Origin of the sequence: Microbacterium sp. NPDC087868 (assembly GCF_044900755.1) — a bacterium.
Classification (GTDB): Bacteria; Actinomycetota; Actinomycetes; order Actinomycetales; family Microbacteriaceae; genus Microbacterium; species Microbacterium galbinum.
The window spans coordinates 33,494-46,524 of sequence record NZ_JBJDNO010000007.1; the positions used below are offsets into that span (position 1 = coordinate 33,494).

A 13,031-nucleotide genomic window follows, 5' to 3' on the forward strand; every position below is an offset into this window, starting at 1 on the left:
CAGTTCATGAATTCGACAGGAATCATAGGTTGCTGGGCGAATGAGTTGCGTCAGGACGACGTGCCTGGATCAAGCCATACCACTCTCCGCGCTTGAATGCGTTCGGTCGAGTTGACTGAAATGCGACAGCCCTTTATGCATTCCTTTTCTCCTCGGATGTTACTCTGCCAAGGTATAACTTCGACCGGAACAGCGTGGGGGCGATCTGAGGTCAGCTCTGATATTTGCACTAGTGGGCGTCTGTTAAAGTCTTTCCGTTGGATTGGCATTTGGCGATGGATTCGTTATTGCGTTCTTGCAGGCTTCCTAGTTGCATTGGGGTCGAATTTACCATGACGGTGAAAACCATGGGGCCCACCGGCAATCTCGGATCGGCGTCACTGCCGTCGAAGCCAGAGGCCCGCAGCTCGAGGTTGTATTCGCGAACTTCGTCGGAGAGTTCGATTGTTATCTAGTTCGAGCGTTCCTCCCAAACCAAGTACATGATCACCGGAGTAGCATCGGGGAAGTATCGCGTCGAGGGCTGTATCGAATTCGGGCCGGCCTACTAGAGCACCGAATAGCTCGTGATGAATCCAGTGGTCATCGCAGCGGAATCGAATGACGAGGAAGCCCTGGACTTGGCGATCGGCGGCCTTAGCCTTGATTGATCCGCGAGGGGATCCGAAGAGACTGGTTATGGAGTCCTTGAAAAGCCTCTCGCGACTAATGGGGCCCGCATGATCCAACGATATTAGTGCGACACATAGTTGGGAGATTCTAGGACTAGTGAGTTCTCAAGGATTCTCGGCTGGGGAGCGGTGCCCGGCGAGACTTCTCGCAACCATGGAGTTGCAAGATGTCTCTGGATGGGTGTCGAATTCTTTTGTCATTGACGAACTTGATTGGTGATTACTGAGCACTCTCAGTCAGAATTAGCGCAGCTCGATAGCCATCTGACTCGAGACAAGACATGGCTTCTAGTTGCTGGAAAGCTATCGGTAGGCAGGTAGCATCCACCCAGCTCTCCCCGCTACTAACATCGACCCAAGAGTCCTCGATGAGAATGACGGGACGTTCCGTGGAACCAGCCGTTCCATGGCAGAGTAGCCAGTGCGGAACATCGTAGCCGAGCATCTGCTGCAATGACACCAGCAACAAGACGCGGGCACCCTGACTTAATACTTTGTGAATCTGTGAGATTTCCATACGCATAGAGGTCACCGGCAACCCGGTAGCTTCTGCACGGCGGCGCGAGTCAGCCTGCAAGATGCCCCGCCAACCACGTTCAACCTCGGGATAATAGTCGACGATTACTGGCTTATCGGTATCCAAAGACACCTGAACTGAGCTTGCTGGCCAGCGCTCAGCGATGGCCAGCCCGAGCCCCACGGGTTCGCAAGCCATGAAATTAGTCGCTTGACGCCACAGTAACAACTCGGCGGTACGCAGGCGATCCATCGTTGCAATGCTCATCGTTTCCCCGTGCGCGGCCAGCGCGGAAACCGCCGCGCAGGTGAAGTTCTCGCTTTGCTGGTAGTGCGAGGTACGCAGATATCGGGCTGGATGTGACCAGTGCACATAGCCGAATTTTGGAATCGATACCGACGCATCTGTGGTGAAGCGTGGAGTAGGCAACGACTGGAAACCCATTTGTTCAGCCAGGTCTGCGAGCCACGGTTCTTCCGACCAGCTTTCCCATTTCACGCAGGCCAGATCTTTTTCCCTGGCGTAGTCCAGCACCGCACGGACGAGCTCTTCATATGCAGCTGTGTCGCGGGCAAGAACCCCAGAGATCTTCACGTATGCAGTCGCCGAACGGGCGGTAAGCAATGCGGCACCGAGTATGGTGGCATCTGATGACTGTATCGTGAGCAGCCGAGCGTTGACCGTTGCCATGAGACTTTCCCACGGACCTGATATGCAACCCAGATGCCGTAGTTGCGCCGGGTGCTGCTCGGGGTCAAAGGCCTGGATTCTCGTTTGCCGGGCAGAGCGTTTCGCCATGATTCCTTACTATTAGGTGGGGTGGAGGCGGCGTCGGTTAGGATCCTCGCTTAACACCTAGCCGCGTGATCGGTACAAAAGCCAAATGAAGTACGGGGAGCCGAGTAACGACACGATCAGACCGGCGGGAATCTGTGCCGGCGCGATTGCGGTACGGCCCAAGGTATCGGCCAGGCAAACTAGCAAGGCTCCGAAAACCATGGACACCGGGATCGCCCGGTGATGGCGGGAACCCACCAACGACCGCGCCAAATGCGGGGCGATGAGTCCGACAAAGCCAACCACACCTACGGCCACGACGCTGAGTGCCGCAAGCAGCGCGGCAATGGACAATGAGACTAATCGGATGCGAACGGTCTTGACGCCCAGCACCCGGGGCAGGTCTTCGTCGATGGCTAGCAGGTCCAGTTTGCGTCCCATGAGCAGTACGACCGGAAGAGCTAATGCCAACACCGTCAGAACAGGTAACACGTCTGCGAACTGACGTCCATAAGTTGAGCCAGACAGCCAGGTGTAGATGCGCGGAGTTTCCCACGAATTAATGCTCAGCAGCAGGTAGGTGGTGACCGCAGAGAGCGTGTAGCCTGCACCGATGCCGATTAGCACAAAACGTTCAGGGGAGAATCCTCGACGCCAGGCTAGGGCGGTGATGGCAGCGAAGGTCGCGAGCCCGGCAATCACCGCAAAAATCACCAGTAGCGAGCGGGAACCGCCAAAGGCGGTGACCACTACAGCCGCGCCCAGCCCTGCCCCCGCAGTAATACCCAGGATTCCGGGCTCGGCCAATGGGTTGCGCACGGCGCCCTGCACCAAACAACCAGCCAGTCCCAAGGCGGCTCCGGCACCCAGCGCCGCGCTGGTCCGTGGTGCACGTTCGGAGAAGGCGCGGGCAATGAGCTTGGGCGCATCATCCTGGAACCACAAGGCGAGATCTCCCAGCTTGAGTAACATGCTCCCGGCCAAAAGGCCTAGAATCACCGCTCCCAACAGCAAACTGAATCCCAGCGTCATGGTGAGAATGAATCGGCGGTTGCTACGCAATTTGCTTGCTACCTGTAACGGGTTGCGAGAGCTGGAAGCTTCGGGCAGTCGCATTGCCAAGATGATGATCAGCACGCCGCCCAGGATCGCGGTGGGAACTCCAGTAGGAATGGAAGCCGCACCTTGCGCACCGAGCGAGGCACGAAGCGAAACATCGGCCAGCAGGATCAGTAGCGCACCAATCAGGCCGGTGGCGGGGAGCAAGAACAGTTGACGGCGCAACACTACCAGGCGGCGCGACAGCAGTCGGGCGAGCACGGGGGCGCCAAGCCCTACAAAAGCAATCGGGCCGGACAGCGAAACGGAAACGCCGGTGAGCAGCACAGCACACAGGACGGCCAGAGTGCGGGTTGAGCGCACCGGGATGCCGAGCACCGCAGCGTTTTCATCACCCAAGGACAGGACATCCAGTCGGCGAGAGAGCAAGAGGCAGATGGCCAGCACCACCAAGATCACTGGCAGACTGCGCAAGAATGCATCGAGATTTAGTTGGGCCAGCGACCCTGAACCCCAGGCATACAGTCCAGTCGTATTTTCCTTGAACAGCAGCAAGATGATTCCGCTGCCTGCTTCCAACGCCATGGCGATGGCTGAGCCAGCGAGGATCAACCGGGTGGTGGCGGTTCCCGCGCTGCGCCCAGAGATAGCCAATACGATCCCGGCGGCGAGCAGCCCGCCAGCGAATGCGAGAGTGCTGGAAGCCAGCGTGGACATGCTTATTCCCAAGGCAGCAGCCACGCTCAACGCGAAGAATGCACCTGAGGTGACAGCCAATGTGTCCGGCGAGGCCAGCGGGTTGCGGGTGACGGATTGGAGCAATGAACCTGCCACCCCCAAAGCCAGACCAACGGCGGCACCCGCACAGAGGCGCGGTAGCCGGGAGCCGGTGAAGATCTCGGCGGCTCCCACCCCTCCGATACGGGTGTCATCTCCGGTGAGTGCGCGTAGCAGTTCACCCAAACCAATACCGGAGGTCCCCTGGGTGAGGTGCCAAGCACCCACCAGCAGTACCGCTGCCGCTAAGGCGGCTAGCAGACCTAGGCCAGTGGCGAGACGGGTACCGGTGACCGGCGCGGGGGAATAACCAAGGCCGGTCATTTGGATGCCGACCCCGCTGTCCACGATGTGTCGCTCTGCTGATTCTTCAGCGGTTTTCATTTCAGTTGTACGCTACTTGGCTTCCGAGGCGGAGGTCAGTGCATCGGTGAAGGCATCTACCGCTTGACTGGTGGATTTCGGCCCGCCGGCACCCCAGATGTTTGGGAACTGGAAGGTCCGGCCTTCCTTGACTGCGGTCAAGTTGTTCCAGATCTCGCTGGATTCCAGCTCGGTGGTCCACCCGGTGCCTGCGTCGTTGGAGTAGAACAGGTTGACGTCGCCAACGCCCGCTAGGCCTTCTATGTCCGTCTGGGCCAGCCCGTATTCTTTGTTCACGCCGCCGGATCCGAAGGACTTGTTGATGTCATCGTTCCAAGCTGGGCTCAGGCCCAGTTCCTTGCCAAGCTCTGTGAACAGAGCCCCGTCAGTGTATGGGCGAATCGTCAGGTTGGAGCCGTCAACCCAACCGTCGAAGAAGAGGAAGTCGGTGGTTTCCAACTTCACCTCGGAGACTTCCTGTTTTTTCTGCGCCAAGTGGGCGTCGAATTCGTTGAGCACTAACGCAGCACGCTCGGTGCGGCCGGTGGCTTCGGCGACCTGTGAGAAGACTTTTTTCATGTTGCCGATGGGATCCGCAGAATCGTTGCCCTTGACCGCCAATACGGGAACGTCGCCCTTATCAAGCTGCGACAGCACGGGGTCTTCTTCACTAAAAGCGTCCACGATGATTAAGTCGGGGTCCAGCGCGTAGATCGAATCCAGATCTGGCTCGCCACGTTCACCCACCGAAGCAACACCCTCAGGCAGCTCCTCTGCAGTGACGTAGGTGCTATATCCATCTGGGGAAGCGACGCCCACCGGAGTGACGCACAAGGTTAGTACATCTTCAATTTCCTGCCATTCGAGCACCACCACGCGCTCGGCTGGTTTATCCAATTCAAGTGTGCGGCCCAGATCATCGGTCATAGATACCGGATCTGTGCTAGTGGCGGTGGTGTCATTCGCGCAACTTGCGGATGCGGCAGCGGGGCTCCGTTCGGCACCAGCGCTGCTAATGTCCGTGGTACCGCAAGCGGTGGCTGAGAACAACAGTGCTAGAGCGGCCGCTGAAGTGACTGCATTTCGAGCGAGTGTAGGCATAGGTTTTCCCTTGTAATTATATGTTTCGGTGGTAGAAAGAAAGTGGTCAGCTCATCCGGTGGCGGCTAACCGGTTCGATGCGCAACAATCCATTCTGCTTATCAGAGAGGACCTGCACAGGGATCTCATAGACCTCCGAGAGGTTATCTGCGGTGAGGACCTCAGCGGGGGTTCCTGAGACGTATACCCGGCCGTGTTTCATCAGCACCAGCCGATCAGCCAACGCGGCGGCTTGATTCAGGTCATGCAGGACGATGCCGATGGCTAGCCGATCTTGACGGGCTAGATCATGGACCAGATCTAGGGTCTCGACCTGATATCTCAAGTCGAGGTGATTGGTCGGCTCGTCGAGAAGCACCACATTGGTTTGCTGTGCCAAGCACACGGCCAACCAGACACGTTGAAGTTCTCCACCGGATAGTTCCCCAGCTGCCTTCCGGGACATCGAGGTAGTGCCAGTCAGTTCCATGGCCGAGGCAATCGCCGCATGATCCGCATCGGATAGCCCCGAGATACCGCGCCGATATGGATGGCGACCGAAGGCGACGATATCTGCCACGGCTAACCCTTCCGGGGTGGCGTGGGACTGCGCGAAGAGCGTAACTTCGTGGGCGAATGTTCGTCCATTCAGCGTGCTAATTTCGCGGGCCTCCCCGTGAGAATTGGAGAGCGTGATCACCCCCGCGGCGCGCTCATGCAACCTTGCCATGGAACGGAGAAGTGTGGATTTCCCGCTGCCATTGGGTCCAATGAGTGCGGTGACTTCACCCGGGGATAAACGGATGGAAGCACCGTCCACTACAGTGCTTTTGCCGTAGCGCAGCACTACCTCGTGGGCGAGCATCGTTCCGGCTGCGGCGGATGCTGCTCCGGACGCCACGTCTAGCATGCGTAAGGAACGGATTGAATACGTCCGATTTGAATAGGTATTTTCACTTAGGTAAGTCTAAGTTAACTAATCGATGTCAGCAATCGATGATTTCTGACAGTGCATCCGGCTTTTCGGTCACCTATTCACATTTGCTAAGGTGAATGTGCCAGGTGTGGAGCCCATGGTGCGTCGAAAAGCGTCGATAAAAGTACTCGGCTGCGCGTAGCCCAGCATTTCAGAGATGTCTTGGACGCCTTCACCGTTGGTGAGCAGCTCCAGGGCGCGATGAATTTTCACCGCTTGACGCCACTGGGCAAAGGATAAGCCGGTTGCTTCGCGGAAGACTCGCGTGATGGTTCGTGAGCTGATTCCAGCATCTACCGCCCATCGCTCGAGAGATCGGTTATCCGCAGGGTTGGCTAGTAGACGGTTGGCAATGCCATGGATACGAGGGTCATCGGGCAAGCGCAGCGCTAGCTGATGAGCTGATGGTTTGAGTACGTCGAAAACTACAGCCTCCGCACGCGCTCTGGCTTCTTGGCTCAGTTCCCGACTGGATAAATGGACCAGCAACGACTTAAGCAACGGTTTCATGTCGATCACTGTAGGGGTACTGAATGGGGTGGTGGTTCGTTCAGGGGAAAAGAACGCGCTGAAAAGTTCTACATGTGCGGTCAGGCGTCCACCGTGCAGCGCTCCGGACGGAATCCACAGACCATGACCCTCGGAGACCGTAAAAATCTGTCCTTCGATTTGAGCGGTGAGTGTCCCATCTTGGGTCCATAAGAGCTCATGGGCCAGGTGCGAATGAGGCTCCCACTCCGTAGAGACCTCAATGGTGTGCGTTTCGCTCAGAATCACAAATGATGAGGTCGCATCGCTAGGCAAGGCAGTTGCTTGCACTAGAGCAGTACCTGGTTCACGGGACCAAGTACCAAGCCCGATGGTCGAGGTAGGAGGGGAAGTCATATTTGCAGTATAGAAAGTATTCAGCATGACATAGCAGGTTTCATGTTAGATCTACCGAACCCCTTGAAGAACGGTTCAATAATCGCGTGCCAAAATTCTACGGATCGGCTACTAAACCAAATACATTTCACCCCCAACTGGTTCAATCAGGAATCTAGGCTGCGTTCGGTTACCCACAGAAGGCTATTCCAGTGTGTAGTACTCAAGCATGTCATCACGTTTTTCCAGTCTGAATCCTCGACTGGTGAGCAGTCGGGTTGAAGCAGTGTTAGCCGGAGCTACGCGGGCACTGATTTTCGTAATTCCGTATATCTTGGGAATTGAAATCAGGGTGCTATCGAGCACGGCTCCACCAACTCCTCGCCCCCATTGATCTGGAGATACCCAGTAACCGACCTCCACGCAACTTTCCTGCCGGGTGCAAAACACGAGGCCCACTGCTGCATTTGCTTCAGTAGCTAGGAACCATCGAGAGCCCCCCACAGTGTCGAGTGGTTCATGTTGGAGGGATTGCTTAACGCAGGCGTTGATGGTTTGCCGGTCCCATGGCTCCCCATACCCAATAAAACGAGCTACACGTTCATCCGAGGCCATGCTGGCAAAGAATTCGGTGTCTGCGCTGCGAAATGGACGCAGGGTAATTGATTGTGAGCGCGACATCCAAAGCCTTTCGATGTCGTAAATTTAAAAAACTCTTAAATGCATTAAACAGTACTAGACCTACCTATGGCGCTCTTATTTCAAATAGAGGTCAATGAGCGCTCAGAATCCCGCGCCGACCGCGCCGAGCGTCCCATAGCGGAAACCGAAGAACACGGCCCAGTGAAACGGTCCACAACGAGAACCTGCGCAAAGAACTGTTGAAGGTGAAACGGGAGAACGACTTCATAAAAGTTGTCGGAGCCTATCGCGCCTCGAACAGTAAGGAGTAAGCGCGGTCTTAGACTTCATCGAAGCCCACATAGGCGAGTATCCAGTGAACTGGATGGGCAGGAAACCCAGAATTCCAGGGGCAGTCACTACCGATGTCTGAACGCCTGCCAAGAGCTGAGCGAAGCCTAAGTCCTGCGAGCACACCGCACGAAACTGCTCCAGGACGAGTGTGAGGCGTCCAACCAGGTCGCCGGTGGCGGACAATCAGTGGATTTGATCCGCAAAAACCATGAGGAAGACATCTCGACATCCACGGTGATGTCGCTCATGAAAGAGCTGAGAATCCGGGCCAGGCGGATGAGCGCCTTCAAAACCACGACCGTGCGTGAGCGCCAATCCCGGACGGTGCGTATAGAAAACCATAGGGTCGACAATCTCGGCATGCGTGACTTCCGCTCCTCGCGGCTTGCGGCGAAACTGTTAGGCGATATTGCCTGCCTGCGCGCCGGTGAAGGCTGGTTGTATTTGGCGACGGTGATCGATTTGAATTCGCGACAGATCGTGGGCTGGTCAATGGGTAAGAACATGTAAACGTAGTTGGCCATTGACGCGAGGGGGCTTGCTGCGTCGCAGGCGTTCATCCAGTTTGGTAGTGTGTTCCATTCAGACCGAGGCCCCAATGTACCTCGGCGCGTTCCAGAGGTGGTGTGCTGCGCACAGGGTGCAGTAGTCGACGGGACGCGCCGGGGTGTCCCTGGGATAATTCCGTCGCCGAGTCAGCCTTCTTGACGATCAAGAAGGAAATGTTCCACCACAGGTTCTTCAGCAGCAGGGTGGCTGCGTGTGCCGCAGTGAAGGAGTGCATCGCGGTTTGGTACAACCGGAAGCGCCCGTATACGGCAAATGGCGGAGTTAGCCCCCAGGCGGTTCTGGACTCGTATCAGGAAAGGGATCCTCTAGCTTTGACGGCTTGAGGAAATGTACAAAAAGATCAAAGTTCGTGTCCCAAAAACTTGACCAGCTCACCGTAAGGGGTGAGCAAGGCCAGGGAGAGAGAGCCGGCGACCTGTTGGAGCGGCGTGAAGCCGGCACGCCCGAGGATTTCGGTGTCGATATGACGGGCGCCGATGAGGGACAGCTGCGCGAAACCTGCAAAGCCCACGAGAATCAGGCGATCGCGAGGATCCCGCGCGGGATCCTGCGTTTTTCGCCCGCGTAGACGCGGTGGTATTCGGCGGCGGGCGGAACACGGGAAGCTGATATCGGTTCGTCGATTTGGAGGAGCCAGTTTGAGGCGGCGTTCGGCATAGTTGTTTTCCTTTCGCGGGCTTAGCTGGCGAGTTCGTCGATCCAGCTCGATCGCATCCGCAAGGCACGTTCCGTGCTGCCAAGGACGGCCGCGAATCCGATGAAAAGGTTGCCCTGGAGCGGGAGTTGCACAGGAGAAGTGAAGGTGCCTATCGAATCGGCGATGGGAGGAAACTGGGATATCGATTCAAGGATCTGAGGCACCGTGATGCACAGGCCGGCGAGGACCAGCGCGGTCGAGACGATGCCGATGAATCGGCTCAGGCCCGGATGCCTGTGATGCAGTCTGGCACGGCACCCTTCCGCGGATGCGGGATCTGGGGCCAGCTGCAGTTCGCTGCCGCCTGCAGGCATATAGTGGCAGCGCTTGAGTCCGAAGCCGTTGGCAGCGACTTCGATGTGGCCGCCTGGGACTGGGAAGCGCGCGGGCATCTTCGAGTACGAGTGCAACGATCCATTCACATAGAGGCGGGCCCTGATCACGCCATCAGCCATGTCGCCGCCGTGGCGGACATCAACCGTGTAGGTGGATGCTGTCCCATCGGGAGAGGGTAGGGCGATGGTGCGCAAGGACCTGCTGAATATCTGCCACCAGCGCAAGCGCTTCACCGGCTCGCCGGATCCGGCACGCACGCGATGGTTCAACCACCTTTTGAACTTCATTTTCCGTCCTCGCTTCCAGACTAGTACGCCGTAATAGTCAATAATGGGATAGACTAGCACACTGTAATAGTTTTGTAACGAGAGGACGCCATGGGCAGCCAGCCTGATGCATCGAGAGAAGTGGGCACGCGTGAGAAGATCCTGATCGCTGCGGCGACGATGCTCGGCGAGGATCCAACCGCGCGCTTGAGTGTTCGGGCGGTCGCCGCTCGCGCTGAAGTGAGTACGGGTTCGCTGCGGCATTTCTTCCCCACGCAGCGTGCCCTCGTCGACACTGTCGTCGCCGGAATCTACGACGTCGACATTCCCGACGATCCGATCAACGATCGGGCTCTCATGCCGGCCGAGCGCCTGACCGCATGTTTGCGGCTGCTCCTCGCGCAGTTCGGTGCCGGCGATCGCGCCCGGGAGCAATGGGGATTCTTGTATGACGCGTACGTAGCCTCCGCACCGTCCGAAGATGAGACGAGAACCTACCTCGCGCTCGAGCGGATGGGGCGTCATCGTGTGGAGCGGTGGTTGGGTGCGCTTATTGAGGAAGACGCAATTCCCGCCGGCCAGATTGAGCAGCGGGCACGATTCCTCGCGACCGTAATCAGCGGCCTCATGACGGAGCGTGCTCTGCCCTCCGAAGCGGTACGGGTTGAAGCTGAAGCGGAAACGCTCCGTCTTGCCGTACACGCAGTGACGACCGCATGGAATGCGGCTTAAGCGGCTCCAGTGCGGGAATACTTAATCGTCAGCAAGCGGAGCTTCCGGCGTGAAGGCGCATGCCTCCGGCCAGGTTCTGGCAAGTGTCGGAGCTTGGCAAGGCCAGGACTGCCGACTTTGATTGCAGGCTGTTGAGCGTTGGAATACGGCCGTGTATCAGCCGCGCCGCGCCAGGCACGCCGCCACGACGCTTTGCGGGAGCCTCGATCACATCAGCCGCCGGATCGGAGGTCAACCGGAAACCAAGTTTGCCGAGGCCCCCACCGCCGTGTCATCGGTGGGACGAGCCAGCCACGTGTACACGTGGGCAATGGCCCGGTGATCCAAAGCCGCAGCCAGCAGCAGGCCGGCCGAGAGGTCCTGGCCTGCCGAGTCGAAATAGCAACTGGTCTCAGCACCGGGGTCATGAGAGCCAGAAGCGAACTGCTCGGCCAGCTTGGCCGCGCGCACTTCGCCAGTAACGTACGAGAGCGTAGTCCACCACCAGGCCGGATCTTCCAATGCAAGCGGCTGGGGTTATGCCGGATTGATGGTGGGAGATACGCGCAACCGAAGCAGCGTACGACTCGAGTCTGTCCTCCGTGATTCGCCATCTGTGCGGCCTCAGCTGACGGGAAACCGTACTAAGGAGCAAGGCGTCGGTACGGCAAAGGCCCGGGGCGAGAATGTCTTGAATTCGACAGGAATCCCAGGCAGCTTCGCGAGTGATTTGCGTCAGGACAAAATTCCCGGATCCATTCATGCCGCTCTCCGTGCCTGAATGCATTCGGGCGAGTTGGCTGACATTCAACAGTCCTTTGCGCATTCCTTTTCTCCTCGGATATCACTCTGCCAAAAGGATGGATTCTGCCAGAGCAGCGTGGGACGGGCTGAGGCCAGCCGGTACACTCGTAATAGGGGGCATCCGCCAAAGCTTTCTTCGCCGCTTGGTGCTAAGACTGGTGGTGCGTTCGAGCAGCTCGTCGGCGAGTTCGAGCTTTTTAAAGTAGAGCATCCCAGCCGATACAAGTTGGTGATCACCAGAGCATCATTGGGTGGAACAAGTCGAGTGCTTCATCCAACCCGGGCCGTCGGTCCAGCGCATCAAATAACTCCTGATAAATGTAGAGATCATCAATTCGGGCCCCGCGTTGAGAATGTCTTGGATTTTGCTGTAGGTTCCGTGAGCTTGGGCTAATATGCAAGTGCATCTCGTTAGCTTGGTCGGGGAATCCTTGAAGGTAGCTCCTAATGTGAGGGTGGAGTGGCGGGCTTATCGCAATGCTATCCGTCCCCGGAAAGATGCAGCTCGGAGACCGAACGTACTGAGTGGGACGCAAGCCCGGCTCAATATTCACGTACTAGAAGTGATCATCCGATGAAGAACATCCGGGATGAAGCCCATTCAAAGTACCTACGCCAGATATTTTCTCGAGAGGGGAATAGGGGAGATTCAAATATGGATCCGCCCAGTTTCGTCTATAGCTTAGGTACAGTCGCGCCGGAGGTTGGTTCCTCAGTCGCGGGTTTTCCGGACGTCAAGTACTGAGACCAGGATAGCGGCCGCTGTGAATGGCACCCCGCCGAGAGCGATCATGGCGAGTTCCGGTGAACCGCCGAATTCGATGATGCCATGGGTGAAGACGAGTTGGGATGCGCTTTGAAAAGCGACGTGGATGCCGACAGCGGTCCACACGCTGCCAGTGACGAGTCGAACGTAGCCCAGTACAATTCCCATGGCCGCGAACAGTGATACGTCGAGTGGGCTGACTCCGCCACGGAGGAAGACCGCAGTAGCAACGAAGAGTGCAGTCTGCACGCCGATGACCCACCACGATGGCAGACGTTCTGCAAGAACCGCGGACACGTAGCCGCGAAACACAAGCTCTTCGGGAATCGCCTCAGTTAAGAGCACCGCGAAAAAGATCAGGCCGAATACAAGCCAAAATTCGGCGGCGGCCACGGGAATCTGTAACGGATTGCCAAGTAGCCTGAGAACAAAGAAAGTGGCGACCGCAGGTACAGACCACGAGGCGATGCCCAGGGCAAACGCTCGCAGATCGCCGGAGGCTGTCGTGAAGCCGGCAGCGCTGAGAGAACGTCGCCCTGACCAGCGAACGAGGATCACAAGGACGGCGATCACGAGGCCAGAAATGGCGAAGCCGCTCAGGATGCGCGTCCAGAGGGTTCCGTGTGCGGTCGGGTCGGTCGAGTTGTTAAGTGCCACCGCGAGCAGAAGCGTACCTACTAGGACTCCGATCATGAAAGCGATGCGAACTAGAACCGACCAGAGTGGTAGCGGTATCCGTTGCTCTTGTGCGGATTTCGGTTCAGGCCCTGTCATCGTGGGGGTGCCTCCGTTAGTCGAGCATTGCAGTCAAGAACAGCTAAT

The 13,031-nt window shown here is 57.6% G+C and carries 12 protein-coding genes and 1 pseudogene; 2 read left to right on the forward strand and 11 right to left on the reverse strand.

Annotated elements, in window-relative coordinates; all coding sequences use genetic code 11:
• Nucleotides 1–891: 891 nt before the first annotated feature.
• From ACI2JZ_RS17495 to ACI2JZ_RS17520, 6 genes are all read right to left on the reverse strand, one after another.
• Nucleotides 892–1,878, reverse strand: coding sequence for a peptidase C39 family protein (locus ACI2JZ_RS17495; RefSeq protein ID WP_404598716.1), 987 nt, complete (start codon nucleotides 1,876–1,878; stop codon nucleotides 892–894).
• A 165-nt stretch (nucleotides 1,879–2,043) separates the two neighbouring features.
• Nucleotides 2,044–4,185: an iron ABC transporter permease gene (locus ACI2JZ_RS17500; protein ID WP_404598718.1), complete on the reverse strand. Its 2,142-nt coding sequence runs from the start codon at nucleotides 4,183–4,185 to the stop codon at nucleotides 2,044–2,046.
• 12 nt (nucleotides 4,186–4,197) lie between these two features.
• Nucleotides 4,198–5,091 (reverse strand): iron-siderophore ABC transporter substrate-binding protein, encoded by an 894-nt coding sequence (locus ACI2JZ_RS17505; RefSeq protein WP_404598719.1) that lies wholly within the window; start codon nucleotides 5,089–5,091, stop codon nucleotides 4,198–4,200.
• A gap of 220 nt (nucleotides 5,092–5,311) precedes the next feature.
• Nucleotides 5,312–6,154 carry an ABC transporter ATP-binding protein gene (locus tag ACI2JZ_RS17510; protein ID WP_404598721.1) on the reverse strand — a complete coding sequence of 281 codons (843 nt, stop codon included), beginning with the start codon at nucleotides 6,152–6,154 and terminating at the stop codon, nucleotides 5,312–5,314.
• A gap of 117 nt (nucleotides 6,155–6,271) precedes the next feature.
• Complete coding sequence (locus ACI2JZ_RS17515; protein ID WP_105658009.1) at nucleotides 6,272–7,105, reverse strand: AraC family transcriptional regulator; 834 nt, start codon at nucleotides 7,103–7,105, stop codon at nucleotides 6,272–6,274.
• A 183-nt stretch (nucleotides 7,106–7,288) separates the two neighbouring features.
• A complete protein-coding gene (locus ACI2JZ_RS17520; RefSeq protein WP_404598723.1) occupies nucleotides 7,289–7,765 on the reverse strand; it encodes a GNAT family N-acetyltransferase in 477 nt (158 codons plus the stop codon).
• Between the two features lie 111 nt (nucleotides 7,766–7,876).
• Here ACI2JZ_RS17520 and ACI2JZ_RS17525 point away from each other — a divergent pair.
• A pseudogene (locus ACI2JZ_RS17525) lies at nucleotides 7,877–8,952 on the forward strand (IS3 family transposase); the annotation flags it as partial.
• A 17-nt stretch (nucleotides 8,953–8,969) separates the two neighbouring features.
• Here the strand turns inward: ACI2JZ_RS17525 and ACI2JZ_RS17530 are convergent.
• The 3 genes from ACI2JZ_RS17530 to ACI2JZ_RS17540 are packed head-to-tail and all read right to left on the reverse strand — an operon-like array spanning nucleotide 8,970 to nucleotide 9,949.
• Nucleotides 8,970–9,140, reverse strand: a complete 171-nt coding sequence (locus ACI2JZ_RS17530) for a hypothetical protein (RefSeq protein WP_404598724.1) — start codon at nucleotides 9,138–9,140, stop codon at nucleotides 8,970–8,972.
• 5 nt (nucleotides 9,141–9,145) lie between these two features.
• Entirely contained in the window at nucleotides 9,146–9,286 is a 141-nt protein-coding gene (locus tag ACI2JZ_RS17535; RefSeq protein WP_404598725.1) for a hypothetical protein, read from the reverse strand.
• A 21-nt stretch (nucleotides 9,287–9,307) separates the two neighbouring features.
• Nucleotides 9,308–9,949 carry a hypothetical protein gene (locus ACI2JZ_RS17540; protein WP_105657942.1) on the reverse strand — a complete coding sequence of 214 codons (642 nt, stop codon included), beginning with the start codon at nucleotides 9,947–9,949 and terminating at the stop codon, nucleotides 9,308–9,310.
• 90 nt (nucleotides 9,950–10,039) lie between these two features.
• Here ACI2JZ_RS17540 and ACI2JZ_RS17545 point away from each other — a divergent pair, with 90 nt between their 5' ends.
• Nucleotides 10,040–10,660 (forward strand): helix-turn-helix domain-containing protein, encoded by a 621-nt coding sequence (locus ACI2JZ_RS17545; protein WP_105657943.1) that lies wholly within the window; start codon nucleotides 10,040–10,042, stop codon nucleotides 10,658–10,660.
• A gap of 231 nt (nucleotides 10,661–10,891) precedes the next feature.
• Here the strand turns inward: ACI2JZ_RS17545 and ACI2JZ_RS17550 are convergent, their stop codons facing one another.
• A complete protein-coding gene (locus tag ACI2JZ_RS17550; protein ID WP_404598727.1) occupies nucleotides 10,892–11,161 on the reverse strand; it encodes a hypothetical protein in 270 nt (89 codons plus the stop codon).
• 994 nt (nucleotides 11,162–12,155) lie between these two features.
• Entirely contained in the window at nucleotides 12,156–12,866 is a 711-nt protein-coding gene (locus ACI2JZ_RS17555) for a CPBP family intramembrane glutamic endopeptidase (protein WP_404598729.1), read from the reverse strand.
• Between the last annotated feature and the right edge of the window lie 165 nt (nucleotides 12,867–13,031).